The following is an 18,724-nucleotide window of genomic DNA, read 5'->3' as shown; positions in this document are numbered from 1 at the left end:
CTTCATGGCCGCATCTTCATGGCTGCATCTTCATTGCATCGCACCATACTCTTGCCATTTTGATCGATCAAACAGTGCCCCTGCCGCATCTGGGATAGCCTTGCGGTCACCCAATGCACCGACAGGGAGTTTCGGTTGATGAAGCATGTTAGCCTATATGCGCTTGTGGCGAGCGCCAGCCTGCTCTTTTTGGCTGTGCTAATGGATGTCAGTCGCGCGACGGAATGGAACAATTGCGGCAAGGCTTCGTGGTATCAGCTCACGACGCGCACCGCGTCCGGCGAATATGCCAACCCGGACAAGATGACCGCGGCCCACCGCAAGCTGAAATTTGGCACCCATGTAGAAGTGCGCAACATGCGCAACAACAAGACGGTCATTGTCCGGATCAATGACCGCGGGCCCTTCATCAAGGGCCGTATTATCGATGTGACCCGCGCAGCTGCCATCAAGCTTGGCTTCAAGAATGCAGGCACCACCAAGGTCTGCTATCGCGTGGTGACAAAAGAGCATGCGGTCAACAACGCACCAAAGGCCCGGCCACACACCCCACCCAAAAGCCTGCCGAAAAGCAAACCGCAAAAGGCACCTGAGAAGTCACTCTGAATCACGCCCTCAACGCCCTCAACGCGGGCCGGGCTTTTGCTCCAGCGCATAGAGCGCTTCGGTATAATCGTCCATCTTCTTCTCAAGCAAAGCCCGCGCATCCAGCAATCCGCGATTGTAGAAGACCGGTGCCATGTAACGGGCCAGATGATCGAGCAGAAACTCCGCCTCAAAGCGCCCCAGCTCGAAGTCCAGCTCCTCGGCGACATACGCGCTGAGCAGTTCAACCAGATGCGCCTTTTCTTCGGGTGTTAACGTGACCTCGGTCATCCCACAATCCTCAGAGATGATACGTCAAAGATTTTGCAGGAACGGATTGTTCCGTCGCTCTTCGCCGATATTGGAATGATTGCCATGGCCACAAATGAAGGCCACATCATCGCCCAACGGCAGGATCTTGTCGCGGATCGAAGCCATCAGGGTGTCATAGTCGCCGCCGGGCAAATCGGTTCGACCAATTGAGCCATTGAACAAGACATCCCCCATGATGGCGAACTGCGCATCTCCATTATAGAAAACCACATGGCCCGGCGCATGACCGGGGCAATGCAACACATCAAAGGCCATGCCAGCAATATCCACCTGATCCCCTTCAACCAGCCAGCGATCCGGCTCGCATGGTTTGGCTTCTGGCAGTCCGAACTGGATCGCCTGATCGGCCACCCGCTCCATCAGCATCCGGTCCGCTTCATGGGGGCCTTCCACCTCGACATCCAGCGCGTCGCGCAGCTCGGCCGCTCCCCCCACATGATCAATATGCCCATGGGTGATCAGGATGCGTTCCACCTCGATCTTTTCATGCTCCAGCACCTTGAGGATCTGCGGCACATCCCCACCCGGATCGATCACGACCCCCTTGCCGGTTTCTTCGTCCCAAATCAGCGTGCAATTCTGCTGAAATGGCGTCACGGGAACAATCGCTACTTTCATGATGCTGTCCTGTCTTGCGCACCATCGTTGGCTGCGCGGATGAGTAATATGGTTCGCGGCGGCAAGACCGATGCGAAGCGCTTTGCCCCATGCTTAGCCTGTTTCGTGACAAAATCCAATCCGACCTTCCTTGGGATCACCACCCTTGAGAAGGGTCTCATCGGTCATGGTCATCGCCTTGGCCGGAGTCTGTTTGTTGCCGCATGCGCCTGCTCCATCATCTTTGGGTGAACAGGCCTGCGCGAAAGTGGCACAATCAAAACGAGTCAGTTATCCTTGCGTCCAGTCGTTTCTTCAGGCCAGTACTATTCTTCAGGCCAGCACTATTCTTCAGGAGCGTTGGTGATGCAATTCAGGCAATCGATCAAAGGGTACGAGAGACAAGCGCCCGCGGCCACTGCAAGGCAGCCCCAATCCCAGTCGATTTTCTGGCAATTTGGTTTTTTATGCCTGTTCGCTCTTGTGTTTTGCGCCTCTCTGGCGCAAGCCGCCAACATTCCCATCCCACAACGTCTGATCGACAATCACCGCGCCACAATGGGCTGCTGGCTGGCAGACATCGACGATGACGAACTCTCCGACAAGGCGATTTATATCGATCTGGGTGTCCAGAAGCTTTATGGTTTCATCTGCTCGTCCAGCCTGTCAGGCGACAGCTACCGGCTGTTTCAGGTCGAGGATGGGCGAGATGAATGGGCCAACCTGATCTCGTTTCCTCAACTCGACACCAAGCTGGGCTGGTATGCCACCAGCCAGCTGCAAAAACCCACATGGGATGAAAAGAAAAAGCTGCTGCGCTCGGAAATTCCGAAACAGGGCTCGGCCAGTTCCTGCCGCCAGTTCAGCATCTATTCCTGGCAGAAGGACCGCTTCTTCATCGCCCAGATTGGCTTGGCCGGTGACTGCAAGGAAAAGGAAGATGCCGACAAGGATCTGATCATATATCCCTTCGTTGCCGAAGTGGAAGAAGGCAAGGCTGCAGGAACCGCACCCGGTGACGAAACGGACGCAACCACCGACAAGGATGCGGATTCAGCGGAAAAGTCGGAAAAGAAGGCCAACTGAGCCGAGATCATTTGACACTCCCCGCCCGCTCGTCCATTAGGGCGCATCCGGTCTTGGCCCGCCCTTGGGCCCAGGCACCACCCGTTGCAACCCGAGCATGCCATGAACTATCGCCACATCTACCATGCAGGCAATTTCGCTGACTGCCTGAAACATATCGTGCTAACGCGCATCCTGACCTATTTGCAGAAGAAGGACAAACCCTGCTTCTGTCTGGACAGCCATGCCGGTATCGGTGCCTATGATCTGTCGAGCGAGGAAGCTCAGAAGACCGGAGAGTGGCAACAGGGCATCGCCCGCCTGATGGGCCCGGAAGCAGCCCCGCTGCCCGCCAACATTGCCGAGATGTGCGAGCCCTATCTAGCGATCATTCGCAAGTTAAACCCCGAAGGTCCGATCACCACCTATCCCGGATCACCGCTTCTGATGGCCGAAATGGCCCGCCAGCAGGACCGCGCCTTCTTTGTCGAAAAGCATCCCGACGATGCCGAGACCCTGAAGCAGACCATCCGCCGCGACCGCCGCTTCCATATCCGTCAGGAGGACGGTTGGAACGCCATCAAAGGTGACCTGCCGCCGCAGGAGCGCCGTGGCATGGTGCTGGTTGACCCGCCTTTTGAGGAGAAGGGCGAGTTCAATCGCATGATCTGGTACTTCACCCAAGGCTACAAGCGCTGGGCCAATGGCATTTATTGCCTCTGGTACCCGATCAAGGCCCGCCGCGATGTTGACGAGGCCGCGAGCATGCTCAAGGCCGAAGGCATCGACAATATCCTGCGCGCCGAGTTGGTGATCAACAAGCTCGACACGGCCAAACGCCTCAACGGCACCGGCATGTTCATCATCAATCCTCCTTTCATGCTGCATGACGAATTGTCTGCCCTGCTGCCGTTCCTTGCGGAGCGCCTTGGCGAGACGGCGCGCCGGTCCCATCTTGAATGGATAGCGCCGCCACGCTAGAAGCAAAGCGTGCGACACAAAAGGCAAGGATGGTCAGCCGAGCGAACAACCGGGCGCGGCCCATCCTTCATGGGGAACAATATGGCCATACACACAAAGATTGTGGCATTGCTCACGACCCTTATGCTCTTTCCGCTGGCGCTCGACAAAGCGCAGGCCGATCGGGCTGGAGACTTCGATTATTACCTCCTCGCCCTGTCATGGTCCCCCTCCTATTGCGCCGATGATGGCCGACAGGGACGCGACAAGTTGCAGTGCTTTTCGGGCCGTCCCTATGGCTTTGTCATTCATGGTCTTTGGCCGCAACATGAAAGCGGCTACCCGGAATTTTGTCGCTCCTCGCACCGCAAGCCCTCCGACAAACTTGTCGACCAGATGCTGAAATATTCCCCAAGCCGCGGCCTGATCCATCATGAATGGAAGAAGCATGGCAGCTGCACCGGGCTGTCACCCCTTGACTATTTCCGCAAGGCCGTCAAAAGCTACAAATCGCTAAAGCGCCCAAGCCAGTTGGTGGGTCTGGAGCGTCCCCTGCTGATGACAGTCAAGCAAATCCGCGACGCCTTTCTCAACGCCAACCCGGATCTGCCGCGCGACAGCGTGCTGGTGACCTGCAAGCGGAACAAGCTGCGCGAGGTGCGGATTTGCTTTGACAAACTGGGAAGCCCACGCGCCTGCAGCCCCTCCGCATTTAAAGGGGCCTGCCGAGATCGGGGCAAGCTGCGCATTCTGGCTGTGCGATAATGTCGCACTTTTCCGTGCCCTGTCACGCCATTGTGACCTGCATCCGCTACCCCTCATCCCGGACAGCCACCAGCCGCAGAATTCTGCCACCTTTCGCCCAGAACGTGTGATTTCTTTCTTGACCTAGGCAAACGAACAGGCAAAGCTGCTGGAAAATCACATTCGGGGAGCAGACAGAATGTCATTTCCAATCCGTGCCGCCTTCAGCGCCGCTCTGCTGATCGCAGCAACCCTCAGCATGCCCGCCAAGGCAGCGATCCTGCCGGAATGCGATTCCGCTGGCGTGCTGGCCAAAATCAACCGCACCCTGACCATTGCAGAAAGCAATGTTGTCCGGTCCGGTGACCCGGTCGCCCAACTGCACTATATCCGCCAGTCCAAGCTCAGGGATCAGGGGCCGCGCGCATTTGCACAGCGCTATTGCCGCGCCACCGGTATCACGGAAAATGGTCGCAAAAAAAGGGTCTATTACTTGATTGAAGCCCGTGGCGGTTTTGCCGGTTACACCTATGGCGTCGAGGCTTGCATCCTTGGCCGCGATCCGTGGAAGGTCCACGGTGCCTATTGCAGGTCCCTGCGCTAGACCTGCTCTTGCCTGATCGAAGATCCAAGCCTCTGGCCAGCTTCTGGCCGGAGGCTTTCATTTTGATTGGCAGCGTGCACCGCGTCAGACCGACACACATCCAGCACTCCCTATTTCCTTTGTCGAACGGCCTTTAAATCCCTCCGACGCCCGCCTATATAGGGGTTTACGCTTCAACAATCCCAAAACCAGCGCCAGAACAAGCCCCTCGGCACCAACAATAATAACGGACGTCAAACGACCCATGATGATGTATCTGCACCTCGTTGGAGGTCTCCTGTTGCTCTTGATTGCCGGGGATCTTCTGGTAAGAGGCGCTATTGCGCTCGCTACCCGTCTGGGCATTCCGCCACTGATCATCGGCCTGACCATCGTCTCCTTCGGTACCTCAGCACCTGAATTGATCATCTCACTACGCGCCGCCTTTGAAGGGGCAGCCGGCATCGCCATCGGCAACGTGGTTGGATCCAACATCACCAACATCCTGCTCGTCCTTGGCATGCCAGCTCTAATCCGCATGACCCAATGCACGGAAAATGGCGTCCGCTCCAGTACCGTTTTCATGATGACCATCTCGATTGTCTTCACAGCCCTGTGCTGGCAAGGGGTTCTCGACATCACAGCAGGCATTATCCTGTTGTCTCTGTTGGCTTTTTTCCTTTCCTGGACCGTATGGACCTCGCGCAAGCAAAAAGGCGAACCCTGTGATCTGATGGATGACGATATGCTGGACGAGGCGCCATCGAGCCTTGGCCTAGCCGTTCTGTTCACTGTCGTCGGCATCATTGGCCTGCCCATTGGCGGCAATTTCACCATCGACGGAGCAACCGCCATTGCCCGCACATGGGGTGTTTCAGAGGCCACAATTGGTCTCACCGTCGTTGCGCTTGGCACCTCGCTGCCCGAACTGGTCACAACACTGGTTGCCGCCATTCGCAATCAGGGCGCGGTTGCCATCGGCAACGTGGTCGGCTCCAACATTTTCAACATTCTGGCCATCATGGGCCTGACGGCAACCATCATACCGATCCGGGTGCCCAGCGAAGTGATCGACTTTGACCTCTGGATCATGCTCGCCTCTTCCGCCCTGATGTTGCCTGTAGCCCTGCTGCGCATGAACATCACGCGGATGCGCGGCATCGCCATGTTGATTGCCTATGCAACCTATATTGCAGTGGTCTTCAAGGTTGGCGAGTTGCCCGACATTTCCCTCGGCATCAAATTCTGAGCCGACACACAAAGCCAAATGCCTTCGGGAGGGGTCTGTTTACAGCCCCTCCTTTTGATTCACCATTCATTCAATTTGCTCTAAAGTGCAGCCATGATTGACGAATCGAACCATCCCGACGCATCCCATCCTACCGACGACACCAATGCCACACCCGCCAAACCGGCGACCGGCTTTGATGTCATCGCCGATTTCGTGCGCCGCTTGCCCAATGGTCCCGGCGTCTATCGCATGCTCAATGCGGGCGGCGATGTGCTCTATGTCGGCAAAGCCCGCAACCTGAAAAAGCGCGTCTCCAACTATGCCCGCCACGGCAACCAGACCAACCGCATCCTGCGGATGATCCAGTTGACCAGCTCGATGGAATTCGTCACCACCGCCACCGAGACCGAAGCCCTGCTGCTGGAAGCGAATCTCATCAAGCGCCTCCGCCCCCGCTTCAATGTGCTTCTGCGTGACGATAAGAGCTTTCCCTATATTCTGATCGGTGAAGACCATGCCGCCCCGCAAATCACCAAACATCGCGGCGCGCGCAAGAGAAAAGCCAAATATTACGGCCCCTTCGCCTCGGCTGGTGCTGTCAACAACACCATCAATGCCCTGCAAAAAGCCTTCCTTTTGCGCACCTGCACGGACTCGGTCTATGAAAGCCGCAGCCGCCCTTGCCTGCTCTATCAAATCAAGCGCTGCGCCGCCCCCTGCACCGGCGAAATCTCGATCGAACAGTATGGCGAGCTGGTCAAGGAAGCCCATCAATTCCTGACTGGCAAGAGCCAGACTGTGCGCAAGGAAATGGCGGAAAAGATGCAGCAGGCTTCTGAGGCCCTTGATTTCGAGACGGCGGCGATCTATCGCGACCGCTTGGCAGGCCTTAGCCATATTCAGTCCCATCAGGGCATCAACCCGCAGAATACCGAGGAAGCCGACGTCTTTGCCTGCTATCAGGATGGCGGCCAGACCTGCATTCAGGTCTTCTTTTTCCGCACCGGGCAAAATTGGGGCAACCGCGCCTATTTCCCCAAGGCCGATAAGAGCCAGACCGAGGCAGAAGTGCTCGGTGCCTTTCTCGCCCAGTTTTATGACAACAAACCCTGCCCACGTCTTGTGCTATTGTCCCATGAGATCGAGGAACAGGAGCTTGTCGCCGAGGCACTGACCAGCAAGAGCGACCACAAGGTCGCGGTCACCATGCCGCAAAGGGGCGAAAAACGCGCGCTGGTCGACCATGCCCATGCCAACGCCCGCGAAGCTTTGGGCCGCCGTCTGGCCGAAACCTCGACACAGGCCAAACTGCTTGATGGTGTCGCCGAGGTTTTTGGTCTGCCCGCCCGCCCAAACCGGATTGAAGTCTATGACAACAGCCACATTCAGGGCACCAATGCGGTCGGCGGCATGATCGTTGCCGGGTCAGATGGCTTCATGAAGAACCAGTATCGCAAATTCAACATCAAGTCCGACACGATCACCCCGGGGGATGATTTCGGCATGATGCGCGAAGTGCTGGAGCGCCGTTTCTCCCGTCTGTTGAAGGAAAATGGCCCTCGCCCCGAGACGACAGAAAAAGAAGCTGGCGACAATGAAGGCGTCAACATGCCAGACCCGGCCTGGCCGGATCTGTTGCTGATCGACGGCGGCAAGGGCCAGCTGAATGCGGTTTGCGAGACCCTCGCCGACCTCGGCATTCATGATCTGCCTATTGTTGGCGTCGCCAAGGGGCCGGACCGGGATGCGGGGCGCGAGCAGTTTTTCATGCCCGACCGCGACAGTTTCATGTTGCCCCTGCGCGACCCTGTCCTCTATTTCATTCAGCGCCTGCGCGACGAAGCCCACCGCTTCGCCATCGGCACCCATCGCGCCAAACGCAGCAAGCAGATTTCCCAGACCGGCCTTGATGACATTCCGGGCATCGGTCCATCCCGCAAACGCGCCCTATTGCATCATTTCGGCACCGCCAAGGCGGTGCGCAACGCCGCCCTTTCAGATCTCTTGGCCGTCGATGGCATATCTGAACAAATGGCCAAAGTGATCCACGCCTATTTCCACGAAGATGGCCACTGAACGGCACTAGGCATTAAAGCCGCATTGACGCCGCCCCGTCTGCCATGCTTTGAAGGGGGCGAGACGATTATGCAAGACCGCTGGTTTTTCAGCGACATCAGCCGCGCTGGGCCAGCATGATCTCAAGATGGAGCATTCTTTGCGCCCGTTTGCCACTCAGGCATCAGGCACGGACATGCCTCTGTCTTGAAGAAGGGCGCGACCAAGATGAATGGCTCCAAGACTTTCAGCCTTCCCAACATCCTCACATTCGGGCGCATTCTAGCGGTCCCGGCGGTGGTGTTCGTCCTGCTCTGGCCAGACAAGGAATGGGCACGCTGGACTGCATTGGGCATCTTTTCTGTCGCTGCCATCACCGATTTTTTCGACGGCTATCTCGCACGTCGCTGGAAAATGCAATCTGCCCTTGGCCGGATGCTCGATCCGATTGCCGACAAGTTGCTGGTCTCCATCTGCATTGTCATGCTGGCCCATGACCAGACGCTCTATGGCTGGCATATCTGGGCCGGTGTGATCATCCTTTGCCGTGAAATTCTGGTTTCGGGCCTGCGCGAGTTCCTTGCGGAGCTGCAGGTCAGTGTGCCGGTCACCAAGCTGGCCAAATGGAAAACCACGGCCCAGCTGATCGCCCTTGGCTTCTTGCTCGCAGGCCATGCAGGGGACAAGGTGTTGCCCTACAACACGGAAATTGGCCTCACGCTGCTTTGGGTATCGGCGTTGCTCACCCTTTATACCGGTTACGACTATTTCCGCGCCGGGATGAAATATCTGATCAACGAGTAAGCGGCGCGAAGTCGTGACGTCTACCCGTTTGCCGTGCTACCGTCTGACAAAGACGAAAGAATCAGGTGGAAGCAGTTATGAAGCTCATTTATTTTGCATGGATCCGGGAACGCATCGGCAAGGAAGAAGAAGAAGTCGCCCTGCCTCCTTCTGTCACCACCGTCCATGATTTGCTTGTCTGGCAAAAGCAGCGCGGCGAAGAATATGAAGCCGCCTTTGGTGAAATCGACACCATCCGCGTCGCCCTTGACCAGTTTCATGCCGACCCGTCCGATCCCGTCGGCGCTGCCGGTGAAATTGCCTTTTTCCCGCCCATGACCGGTGGTTAGGAGCGACCCATGGCGGTTAGGCTTCAGCGCGACGATTTTGACATTGGACGAGAGATTGATCACTTGGTGGCGGGCCGCACCTCTATCGGGGCTGCGGTCACCTTCACCGGTCTGGTGCGCGACATGATCGGCGACCAGCGCATTCTCGACATGGAACTGGAGCATTACCCGGCCATGGCACAGGCCGAGCTTGAACGGATCGAGGCAGAGGCCCGTCAGCGTTGGCCAATGCTCGAAGGCACCACCATCATCCACCGCTATGGCACCTTGGCGCCGGGCGACCGCATCGTTTTGGTGATCACCCTGTCGTCCCACCGTCAGGCGGCCTTTGACGCCAACAATTTCATCATGGATTTCCTCAAAACCCGCGCTCCTTTTTGGAAAAAAGAGCGTCTCGCCAGCGGCAACGCCCAATGGGTCGAGGCAAAAGACAAGGATGACGAAGCCACCCGGCGCTGGCATCAGGACTGAAGCCCAAAAGACTGAAACCCAGACACGAAAACGGCGCCCAATGGCGCCGTTTCTTATTCTGTCAGCACTGATCCTCCAAGGGGATCACTCGGCAGCGATGGCCTTCGGGGTGACTTCATTGGTATAGTCATCCATCAGCTGCTTGGTGATGTCGCCCGGCGTGAAGCCATAATTGTCGATGACCGATACCGGAGTAACCTCAACCGCCGTACCGGTCAGGAAGCATTCCTCGAAATCGCCCAGCTCTTCCGGGCGGATCTTGCGCTCGATCACCTCGATGCCGCGACGCTTGGCAAGCTCAACCGTGGTCTGACGGGTGATGCCATCAAGGAAGCAATCCGGGGTAGGCGTATGCAAAACCCCATTCTTGGTGAAGAAGATGTTCGCTCCGGTGGCCTCGGCGATATAGCCTTCGAAATCCAGCATCATCGCATCATTGAAGCCTTGACGCTCAACCTTGTGCTTGGACAGGGTGCAAATCATGTAAAGACCAGCGGCCTTGGCACGGCAAGGAATGGTACGTGGATCCGGGCGACGCCATTCAGCAGTCGCCAGACGCAGACCTTTGAGGCGATCTTCCGGTTTGAAATAGGATGGCCATTCCCAAGCGGCAACAGCAACATTGATCCGGTTCGACTGGGCAGAGATGCCCATCATTTCGGAACCGCGCCAGACAATCGGCCGCAGATAAGCGTCCTGAAGGCCTTCTTTTTCAAGAATGTCGATCTGAATCCGGTTCAGTTCTTCCCGGCTGTAAGGCATTTCCATGCCAAGCATGTCTGCCGAGGCGAAGAGCCGGTTGGTATGCTGCTCCAGCTTAAAAATCTCGCCACCATAGGCCCGAACACCTTCAAACACGCTGGAAGCGTAATGCAGACCGTGGGACAAGACATGCATCTTGGCATCCTTCCAGTCGACATAGTCACCATTATACCAGATATGGCCTTCGCGTTGATCAAATGCAGGTCCTGCCATCGTTTCACTCCTGTACAGACAGTCGGTTCGGTCCGGCTGTGGTTGCTTGCCCGAAAGACTTTTGCTTTGTCCGATGACTGTCGCTATGGTCTGGGCAGCTTTATGATTCCAATCAGCGAAGGAACAGATCTCCAAATTTCCGCATGAAAATGATCATTCCTTTCGCCTGTCGTGCTATCTAGGTAACAAATGACACAAATTAAGTCAACAATGCTGACTTAATTTTTTATCTCCCCCTGTGCAGCAACACAGGCAAGAGAAAACGGTTCCATCCGGATGTAACAATATTGTAAGAATATATTTCCAGATGACGCTGCCAAAACGGTATACATCTCGCAGGAAGACCAAAAAAGCGAAACAGAAAAATGGTTGAAAAAAACTCTGACTCCGGATCAGTCGTGACGCTCCCCATGTCTGAACAGGATGGAATCTCGTTTGAAATGATCGAGCTTCTCTTCTTTGCCTACCGCGATTTCGTTGCCGACCCAGACTCGATGCTGGCTCAATATTCCTATGGCCGCGCCCATCACCGGGTGCTGCATTTTGTCAACCGCACCCCGGGCATCCCCGTTGCCACCCTGCTCGAAATCCTCAAGATCACCAAGCAGAGCCTTGCCCGTGTCTTGAAACAGTTGATAGAGGACGGCTATATCACCCAGCAGACAGGCGAGCAGGACCGCCGCCAACGGCTGCTTTATCCCACTGAGAAGGGTCGCGCGCTGGCGCTGGAAATTTCCCGCTGTCAGGCCCGCCGAATAGAGGACGCCCTGCAAACCCTGCCAGAAAGCACCAGACAGGCCAGCAAGGCCTTTCTCTATGCCATGATTGAGCCACAAGACCGCCCCATGGTGCGCCACCTCAACAAGGGTCTTGCCGCCTTGAATAACGCGGACAGCGATGCTGACGTCATCCGCATTTCGAAATAAAGGACACATCAATGCCCAGCGCAGATCACGCTCTGCCCGACAATGCCCAGCATCTGCTGGTGATTGACGACGACAGCCGCATTCGCAATCTTCTGCAACGCTTTCTGGTCAAGGAAGGCTTTCGGGTCTCCACAGCGCAAAATGCCCTGGAAGCCCGCAAGATGTTTTCCGGGCTGGCCTTTGATCTCCTGATCCTCGATGTGATGATGCCCGGCGAAAGCGGCATGGAGCTTGCCCGCGACCTGCGCAAAGATGACGACGTACCCATCCTGATGCTGACCGCTCGCGATGAGAGCGAGAGCCGCATTCAGGGTCTTGAAATCGGTGTTGATGATTATCTCACCAAGCCCTTCGAACCGCGCGAGTTGCTTCTGCGCATCCGCAACATCCTCAAGCGCCACAATCTGCGTGCCGCAGTCCCCATTGATCAGGTGACCTTCGGCCCCTTCTGCTACAAGCTGGAACGCCAGGAACTGCTCTGCGGCGAGGATGTCATCCGCCTGACCGACAGAGAGCGCGAATTGCTATCGCTCTTTGCGGCCCAACCCGGCGCAACCGTCACCCGCACTGCCCTTGCCGGAGAAGACGGCACCGGCGAACGCACGGTCGATGTGCAGATCAACCGCCTGCGCCGCAAGATTGAACCGGACCCGTCCAATCCGATCTACTTGCAAACCATCCGCGGCATCGGCTATCGCTTGCTGACCGACTAGAGGCAGAAGGGGCCAACTCCGAACCCTGTCACCTGATCCGAGACATACAGGCATGAGCGACCAGAAACCCAAACCCGACCAGCACAAGACGTCCGAGCGCTCGAAGGCAGCAGCAGACGAGGATATGTCCCGCGCCTTGAGCGCCCGGCAAGCCGTGTTGCGGCTGGTTGGTCCCCTTGGCTGGCTTTATCGTGGCTATGGCAAGGTTGCGCGGCAATTGTCCAGATTGATGCCCAAGGGCCTTTATGCTCGCTCACTCATCATCATTGTCGCGCCGATGGTCATTCTTCAATCGGTTCTGGCCTTTGTCTTTATGGAACGCCACTGGCAGACCGTCACCAACCGCCTATCGACGGCTGTAACACAGGATATTGCCGCAATCATCGCGGTGCTGGAAACCTATCCGCAGGACGAGAATTACGACCGGATCATCAATCTGGCCAAGGACAAGCTGGATCTCAACATTTCGATCCTGCCCGACGGCCCCTTGCCTCCCCCGGCCCCGAAGCCCTTTTTCACCCTGCTTGATCACGCCCTGTCGAAACGCATCACCAATCTGATCGGCAAACCCTTCTGGATCGACACGGTCGGCCGTTCCAACATTGTTGAAGTCCGCATCAAGCTCGACGACAAGGTCTTGAGGGTCTTTGCCCGCCGGTCACAGGCCTATGCCTCCAACTCTCACATCTTTCTGCTCTGGATGATTGGCACGTCACTGGTCTTGCTGGTGGTCGCCATTCTCTTCCTGCGCAACCAGATCCGCCCGATTCAGCGCTTGGCTGACGCCGCCGAGCGTTTCGGCAAAGGACAGGAGGCCCGTAACTTCCGCCCCTCGGGTGCCCGCGAAGTGCGCCGCGCCGCCCATGCCTTCCTTGAAATGAAGCGCCGCATTGAGCGCCAGATTGAACAGCGCACCACCATGCTGGCCGGTGTCAGCCACGATCTGCGCACCATTCTGACCCGCTTCAAACTGCAGTTGGCCCTGTTGGATGACGAACCGGAAGTGCGCGACATGCAGCGCGATGTGGACGAAATGCAATTGATGCTGGAAGACTATCTGGCGTTTGCCCGAGGGTCCTCGTCTGAGACAGCGGAAATGATCTCGATCCCCGAATTGCTTGAAGAACTAGAGCATGATGCTCAGCGCACTGGGATGGCCCTGACCATCCAGCACACGGGTGGCAACCGTGTCGAAGTCAGGCCCAACACCATCAAGCGCTGCCTCCATAATCTGCTGAGCAACGCGGAACGCTATGCCGACCGGATCGAACTGACCTCCGAACGGCTCGGCAACTGGTGGCTGATTGAAATTGATGACAATGGCCCCGGCATCCCGGAAGCCGAGCTGGAAAGCGTCTTCCGCCCCTTCCATCGCCTTGATACGGCCCGCAATCAGGACACGCCCAACACCGGACTCGGTCTTGCCATCGCCCGCGACATTGCCCGCGGCCATGGTGGCGACATCAAACTGGGCCGCAGCAAACTGGGCGGTCTCAAAGCCACCCTCCGTTTGCCTTCCTGACGATGCGACAACGTGCGCCCTAGTGCAGACGTGACCCGTTCGGTACCGGCTTGTCGACCTTGGCCAACACAATGTTGCCTTCGCCATCATCATAACCAAGGGTCAGCACTTCGGACATAAACGGCCCGATCTGGCGCGGCGGGAAATTGACCACTGCCATCACCTGCCGCCCAACCAGATCCTCCGGTTTGTAATGCACCGTGATCTGGGCCGAGCTTTTCTTCACGCCAATGGCGTCGCCAAAGTCGATTTTCAGCTTATAGGCCGGTTTACGGGCCTGAGGAAAATCCACCGCCTCTACGACCGTCCCAACACGAATATCGACTTTCAGAAAATCATCAAACTGGATTTCGGGGGTGATATCCGTCATGGCGGGCTCCTTGGCAAATTGTCAAAGCCCGAATGGTTGCCGATCAGCCCGTCCCGTTCAAGAAGGCATTGGCTGAGCCGGTGGCTCATCCACAGCGGACATGTCGGTCACATTGCCTTCAGATGGAGTCAACCCGTCGGTTGAGGCCGCCTCATCACGCCCAGTTCTGCGAGCGCTTTTCCGGCACCGCCGCCCTGCCTTTGGCAACAGACAGGCAATCCGCTCGGCCCTCCGCAAGGCACTTTCCCCTTGCTTGAGATATTTATCAAGCGCCGACATCGTCTTGGTGAGGTCGTCACTGTCATCCTCAAGCCAGACCCGGAACACCCGTGCATAGGTCGCCAAAGCGCCCTTGCTGCGGATGATGCCGGAGATCCCGGCTGGCGAAATCTGGGCGATATCGAGAAACCAGTCCGCGGTCAGGCGTGACAGGGCCACCAGATGCAGCGACAGCATCGGATCCCGGCGTGCCGCCTTGCTCAGGGCAACGATCAACGCCCGATTGCCCTGCATGGCCTCGAACCGCGCCATCATCACGTCAAGCAAGCGTTCACGCGCCGGTTCGTCCACCATCTCCCGATCATAGGCATCCAGCATCGCCGCATCGGTCCGGCGGATCAGTTCGGTGACATAGGCATAGCGGTTCCGAAACTCGACAAAGGCGATATGCAAGTCGACCCCGGCAGCCGTCGCAATCTCGGCGCACGAGACGCTCCGCCAGCCATCAGCCAGCACGGAGCGGGAAAACTGGTCGAAGAGTGTCTGACGGACATCCTGATTCTGCTGCATTCTATCCCCTTTCACGAGTATGGTTCGACGTCGGGTTGCTTGTCCCATCTTTACGGCCTGTAGAGCAGCAATGGATCATCCAAAGCGCTTCAGCCGTGGCAAAAGCAGACAAACAGTCTACCACACTTTAGGGACAACCGCTCAAAGGATTGGATATCAATCCCCTCACACAGGCATCACTTCGACAGTTCGATGGAGCGATCGCGCGCGGCCTCCGTCGCCTTGGCCATCAGAGGGGACAAACCCGATCCCTCGTCCATCAAAACCGCCAAGGCCGCAGCAGTGGTGCCCCCCGGCGAGGTGACATTGGTCCGCAAGGTCGCGGCATCCAGATCAGACTGATGCATCAATTCCCCTGCTCCGACCACCGTCTGGCGGGCCAGCAAGGCCGCGACGTCAGGAGCCAATCCCAGAGCTTCCCCGGCTTTCGCCATGGCTTCGACCATATGAAAGACATAAGCCGGGCCGGAGCCGGAAATCGCCGTCACCGCATCCATCTGCCCTTCATCGCCAACCCAGACAAAAGCCCCCATTGAGGAAAGCAAGGTGGCGGTCACCGCTTTCATGCTTTCATCCACGCCAGCGCTGGCAAAGGCCGCAGTCATGCCACGCCCCACCTGCGCCGGAGTGTTCGGCATAGCGCGCACCACCAAAGCATCCGTACCAAAATGGCTCTGAAAGGTCGAAACCGGCGTGCCCGCTGCCACCGAGACCACCACAGTCTTCGGCCCGACCAATGCTTTCAGGCCGGGCAAAACCTTGTCCATCATTTGCGGCTTGATGGCGATCACCACCATGTCGGGGGCATCAACCCCTTCGGCCGATGATGCCAACGTGAAGCCCTTTTCAGCCGCCGCGCTGGCAATCTCCTCAGGCTGGCTTGGATCGATGACCACGGTCTTGGACGCATCAAGCCCCATATCGAGCCAGCCAGCCAGCATCGCACCGCCCATTTTGCCAGCCCCAACCAACACCAGAGAAATATCACCAATCGTCATTTTACCTCGCCTTTCTAAGCGCCTGAAACCGAGTATTTTATCGACTTCTGCCACATCGCCTATTGTTTATCAGTTGCAACGGCCAGTATCAGGCAATCAAAGCGCCAAACAAAAAGCCCACCAAAACTGACAGGCTTTCCATTCAGGCCACTTAGTGCCCGTCACCTCTTTCAACGCCACAGCCAATCAGGCATCGGGCCCGCTTGCCGTGTCCTCAGACCCGCCAAGTTTGGCTTCCAGCACAGCAAGCCGTGCTGCCAGACGATCATTTTCGTCACGCGCCGCTACGGCCATTTCCTTCACCGCTTCAAACTCGTCGCGGGTGACAAGATCCATGTCACCCATCAAGCGCTCCAACTGCGCCCGAATTGCGGTTTCCGCCTCGTCGCGCACCCCTTGGGCCACACCGGCGGCATCGGTCATCAATTTGGCAAATTCGTCAAACAGCCGATTGTTGGTATGGGTCATAGCACTTGCTCCTCGCTGCGGCGGCCTCGGTCTTGCATGGGACCGTGCCTGCCTTTGCCTTCAATCTGTCACTATCTGAGATATAGTATCGCCAGCGATTTTCACAACGAATATTTGCGCTTTCCCTTGACTTGTTGCGATCAAGGCAACACACCCTCTAGACCCATTCATTGAATTGCAGAGGCAAAGCCCGTGACCTTTCTGGCCATTCCCTTCCCGATGATTGATCCCGTTCTTCTGTCTCTTGGTCCCGTTCAGATCCATTGGTATGCCATCGCCTATATTGCGGGCATCCTGCTGGCCTGGAGCTATACCAAGCGTGTTGCCCGACAGTCCCATCTCTGGCCCCATGCCAAAAGCCCGATGAGCAGCCTCGCTCTGGATGATTTTGTTCTCTGGGCCACTGTGGGGATCATTCTTGGGGGACGGCTCGGCTATGTGCTCTTTTACAATTTCGGCGCCTATCTTGCCGACCCGACCCAGATTTTTGCGGTCTGGAAGGGTGGAATGGCCTTTCATGGCGGTTTCCTCGGTGTCACGCTGGCGATGGTGCTCTTCGCCCGTGTTCGGTCGATCCCGCTTTTGTCGATGTTCGATCTGATTGCTCTTGCAGCCCCTTTCGGACTGTTGTTTGGCCGCATCGCCAATTTCATCAATTCCGAACTTTGGGGCCGGGTCACCGACCTGCCATGGGGCGTTGTCTTTCCCAATGGCGGTCCAGAACCACGCCACCCCAGCCAGCTCTATGAAGCCGCGCTCGAAGGCCTGCTGATGCTGATCCTGCTGCGTATTCTCAGCCATTCCCTCGGCGCCCTGAAACGCCCCGGTCTGGTGGCAGGCTGCTTTGTCATTCTTTACGCCCTCTTCCGCTCGCTGGTCGAACTGGTCCGGGTGCCAGATGTCCAGATCGGCTATCTCTCCCATGGCACCACCATGGGCATGTGGCTCTCCGTCCCGATGGTGCTGGCGGGCCTGCTGCTGGTACTCCTTGCCCTGCGCAAACCAGCCGCAAAGTGAGAGGCCCCATGCGCGACAAAGCAACACCACTTGAAAGCCGCCTCAAAAGGCTGATTACCGCCTCCGGCCCGATTGATCTGGCGACCTATATGAGCCTCTGCCTTGGCGATCCGGAGCATGGCTATTACACCAGACACACACCGATTGGTGCGGACGGTGACTTCACCACGGCACCAGAGGTCAGCCAGCTCTTTGGCGAATTGCTTGGTATCTGGATGTTATCGGTCTGGCAACAGAGCGGATGCCCGTCGCCTTTCCATCTGGTCGAGCTTGGCCCCGGCCGTGGCACGCTGATGCAGGACATGGCCCGCACGATCCAGTCCCAGCCGGATGCCTTTGCTGCCCTCCATATTCATCTGGTTGAGATCAGCCCGACCTTGCGCGACCAGCAGGCCCACCGCCTTGAAAGCGTCAAACGTCCCATCACGTGGCATGACACGATCGAAAGCCTACCCGAAGCGCCCCTCTTCCTCATCGCCAACGAGTTTTTCGACTGTCTGCCGATCCATCAATGGGTCCGAAAGGGCGACTCTTGGCATGAGCGCGTGGTCGGCCTTGATGACAATGGCAACCTCGCCTTCGGCCTTGGCCCGGTCCGGGCGCTAAGTGCCCCATCGCCAGATGCCGAGACAGAAGATGGCGCAATTCTCGAACAATCCCCGGCCAGTGATGCCGTCATGGCCACCCTCGCCCACAAACTGGCCAGCCATGGGGGCGCGGGCCTTTTCATCGATTATGGCTATGCCAAACCCGGCTATGGCGACACCCTACAAGCCATGCGCAATCATGCCTATGCCAACCCCTTGGCCAAACCCGGTGAGCAGGATCTGACGGCCCATGTCAATTTCAGCGCTCTTGCCCACGCGGCAAGCAGCGCCATTCAAACCAATCCGCATGGCCTCACGGTCTCTCCAGCAATCAAGCAGGGCGATTTCCTTCTCGCCATGGGGCTGCTCGAGCGCGCCGGACGCTTGGGCGCAGGCAAGAGCGCCCAAGAGCAGGAAGCCATCCGCGATGCCGTCGAACGCCTCGCCGCACCCGACCAGATGGGCAGTCTATTCCATTGCCTCGCCATTCTGCCTCACCACTGCCCAATTCCTCCGCTCTCTTGACTTGAAGAGCCCCACAAGGAACAGTGGCTTGATCCCGTCCGCCAAGGGATTGACGCCCCGATAATTGACACAACCGG

The 18,724-nt window shown here is 57.4% G+C and carries 23 protein-coding genes; 16 read left to right on the top strand and 7 right to left on the bottom strand.

Annotated features, from left to right (window positions below):
- Positions 1-138 precede the first annotated feature (138 nt).
- Positions 139-606 (top strand): septal ring lytic transglycosylase RlpA family protein, encoded by a 468-nt coding sequence (locus FDK21_RS01365; protein WP_138147244.1) that lies wholly within the window; start codon positions 139-141, stop codon positions 604-606.
- An 18-nt stretch (positions 607-624) separates the two neighbouring features.
- Here FDK21_RS01365 and FDK21_RS01360 read toward each other — a convergent pair whose 3' ends face one another.
- Together FDK21_RS01360 and FDK21_RS01355 are read right to left on the bottom strand one after the other, a co-directional pair.
- Complete coding sequence (locus FDK21_RS01360; protein WP_138147243.1) at positions 625-876, bottom strand: DUF2164 domain-containing protein; 252 nt, start codon at positions 874-876, stop codon at positions 625-627.
- Between the two features lie 24 nt (positions 877-900).
- A complete protein-coding gene (locus tag FDK21_RS01355; RefSeq protein ID WP_138147242.1) occupies positions 901-1,536 on the bottom strand; it encodes an MBL fold metallo-hydrolase in 636 nt (211 codons plus the stop codon).
- Between the two features lie 39 nt (positions 1,537-1,575).
- On the opposite strand from FDK21_RS01355, the gene FDK21_RS01350 reads away from it, so the two are divergent.
- From FDK21_RS01350 to FDK21_RS01305, 10 genes are all read left to right on the top strand, one after another.
- A complete protein-coding gene (locus FDK21_RS01350; protein WP_138147241.1) occupies positions 1,576-1,767 on the top strand; it encodes a hypothetical protein in 192 nt (63 codons plus the stop codon).
- 114 nt (positions 1,768-1,881) lie between these two features.
- The gene (locus FDK21_RS01345; RefSeq protein ID WP_138147240.1) at positions 1,882-2,601 is read left to right on the top strand and encodes a hypothetical protein; all 720 of its coding nucleotides are present in this window, start codon (positions 1,882-1,884) and stop codon (positions 2,599-2,601) included.
- A gap of 102 nt (positions 2,602-2,703) precedes the next feature.
- On the top strand, positions 2,704-3,561 hold the full coding sequence (gene rlmJ / locus FDK21_RS01340) for a 23S rRNA (adenine(2030)-N(6))-methyltransferase RlmJ (protein ID WP_138147239.1): 858 nt from the start codon (positions 2,704-2,706) through the stop codon (positions 3,559-3,561).
- An 81-nt stretch (positions 3,562-3,642) separates the two neighbouring features.
- Positions 3,643-4,305, top strand: a complete 663-nt coding sequence (locus FDK21_RS01335) for a ribonuclease T2 (RefSeq protein ID WP_171021901.1) — start codon at positions 3,643-3,645, stop codon at positions 4,303-4,305.
- 178 nt (positions 4,306-4,483) lie between these two features.
- On the top strand, positions 4,484-4,888 hold the full coding sequence (locus FDK21_RS01330; RefSeq protein WP_114009550.1) for a hypothetical protein: 405 nt from the start codon (positions 4,484-4,486) through the stop codon (positions 4,886-4,888).
- 244 nt (positions 4,889-5,132) lie between these two features.
- The gene (locus FDK21_RS01325; protein WP_138147237.1) at positions 5,133-6,116 is read left to right on the top strand and encodes a calcium/sodium antiporter; all 984 of its coding nucleotides are present in this window, start codon (positions 5,133-5,135) and stop codon (positions 6,114-6,116) included.
- 93 nt (positions 6,117-6,209) lie between these two features.
- A complete protein-coding gene (uvrC, locus tag FDK21_RS01320; protein WP_138147236.1) occupies positions 6,210-8,174 on the top strand; it encodes an excinuclease ABC subunit UvrC in 1,965 nt (654 codons plus the stop codon).
- A gap of 207 nt (positions 8,175-8,381) precedes the next feature.
- Positions 8,382-8,957, top strand: coding sequence for a CDP-diacylglycerol--glycerol-3-phosphate 3-phosphatidyltransferase (gene pgsA / locus FDK21_RS01315; RefSeq protein ID WP_138147235.1), 576 nt, complete (start codon positions 8,382-8,384; stop codon positions 8,955-8,957).
- 77 nt (positions 8,958-9,034) lie between these two features.
- Positions 9,035-9,286 carry a molybdopterin converting factor subunit 1 gene (gene moaD, locus FDK21_RS01310; protein ID WP_114009553.1) on the top strand — a complete coding sequence of 84 codons (252 nt, stop codon included), beginning with the start codon at positions 9,035-9,037 and terminating at the stop codon, positions 9,284-9,286.
- A 9-nt stretch (positions 9,287-9,295) separates the two neighbouring features.
- Complete coding sequence (locus tag FDK21_RS01305; RefSeq protein ID WP_114009554.1) at positions 9,296-9,757, top strand: molybdenum cofactor biosynthesis protein MoaE; 462 nt, start codon at positions 9,296-9,298, stop codon at positions 9,755-9,757.
- 84 nt (positions 9,758-9,841) lie between these two features.
- Here FDK21_RS01305 and FDK21_RS01300 read toward each other — a convergent pair whose 3' ends face one another.
- Entirely contained in the window at positions 9,842-10,732 is an 891-nt protein-coding gene (locus FDK21_RS01300; RefSeq protein ID WP_138147234.1) for a branched-chain amino acid aminotransferase, read from the bottom strand.
- Positions 10,733-11,142: 410 nt separating this feature from the next.
- On the opposite strand from FDK21_RS01300, the gene FDK21_RS01295 reads away from it, so the two are divergent.
- From FDK21_RS01295 to FDK21_RS01285, 3 genes are read left to right on the top strand one after another with little or no spacing between them, the layout of a single operon-like run.
- Entirely contained in the window at positions 11,143-11,658 is a 516-nt protein-coding gene (locus tag FDK21_RS01295; protein WP_245418423.1) for a MarR family transcriptional regulator, read from the top strand.
- 11 nt (positions 11,659-11,669) lie between these two features.
- Positions 11,670-12,371 (top strand): response regulator transcription factor, encoded by a 702-nt coding sequence (locus tag FDK21_RS01290; protein WP_114009557.1) that lies wholly within the window; start codon positions 11,670-11,672, stop codon positions 12,369-12,371.
- A gap of 52 nt (positions 12,372-12,423) precedes the next feature.
- Positions 12,424-13,893 (top strand): ATP-binding protein, encoded by a 1,470-nt coding sequence (locus FDK21_RS01285; protein ID WP_246657465.1) that lies wholly within the window; start codon positions 12,424-12,426, stop codon positions 13,891-13,893.
- 19 nt (positions 13,894-13,912) lie between these two features.
- On the opposite strand, the gene FDK21_RS01280 is transcribed toward FDK21_RS01285, so the two are convergent.
- From FDK21_RS01280 to FDK21_RS01265, 4 genes are all read right to left on the bottom strand, one after another.
- Positions 13,913-14,263: a tRNA-binding protein gene (locus FDK21_RS01280; protein ID WP_138147233.1), complete on the bottom strand. Its 351-nt coding sequence runs from the start codon at positions 14,261-14,263 to the stop codon at positions 13,913-13,915.
- 57 nt (positions 14,264-14,320) lie between these two features.
- Positions 14,321-15,052 carry a hypothetical protein gene (locus FDK21_RS01275; RefSeq protein WP_138147232.1) on the bottom strand — a complete coding sequence of 244 codons (732 nt, stop codon included), beginning with the start codon at positions 15,050-15,052 and terminating at the stop codon, positions 14,321-14,323.
- Positions 15,053-15,228: 176 nt separating this feature from the next.
- Positions 15,229-16,050, bottom strand: a complete 822-nt coding sequence (gene proC / locus FDK21_RS01270) for a pyrroline-5-carboxylate reductase (protein ID WP_138147231.1) — start codon at positions 16,048-16,050, stop codon at positions 15,229-15,231.
- Between the two features lie 186 nt (positions 16,051-16,236).
- Positions 16,237-16,518: an accessory factor UbiK family protein gene (locus tag FDK21_RS01265; protein ID WP_114009561.1), complete on the bottom strand. Its 282-nt coding sequence runs from the start codon at positions 16,516-16,518 to the stop codon at positions 16,237-16,239.
- 219 nt (positions 16,519-16,737) lie between these two features.
- Between FDK21_RS01265 and lgt the strand changes: the two genes are divergently transcribed.
- Positions 16,738-17,535, top strand: a complete 798-nt coding sequence (lgt, locus tag FDK21_RS01260) for a prolipoprotein diacylglyceryl transferase (RefSeq protein ID WP_138147918.1) — start codon at positions 16,738-16,740, stop codon at positions 17,533-17,535.
- A gap of 8 nt (positions 17,536-17,543) precedes the next feature.
- On the top strand, positions 17,544-18,647 hold the full coding sequence (locus FDK21_RS01255; protein ID WP_138147230.1) for a class I SAM-dependent methyltransferase: 1,104 nt from the start codon (positions 17,544-17,546) through the stop codon (positions 18,645-18,647).
- The last annotated feature ends 77 nt before the right edge of the window (positions 18,648-18,724 follow it).

It is taken from the genome of Cohaesibacter sp. CAU 1516 (assembly GCF_005771485.1).
In the GTDB taxonomy this organism is placed as follows: Bacteria; Pseudomonadota; Alphaproteobacteria; order Rhizobiales; family Cohaesibacteraceae; genus Cohaesibacter; species Cohaesibacter intestini.
This window is presented reverse-complemented; position numbering and strand designations above follow the sequence as displayed.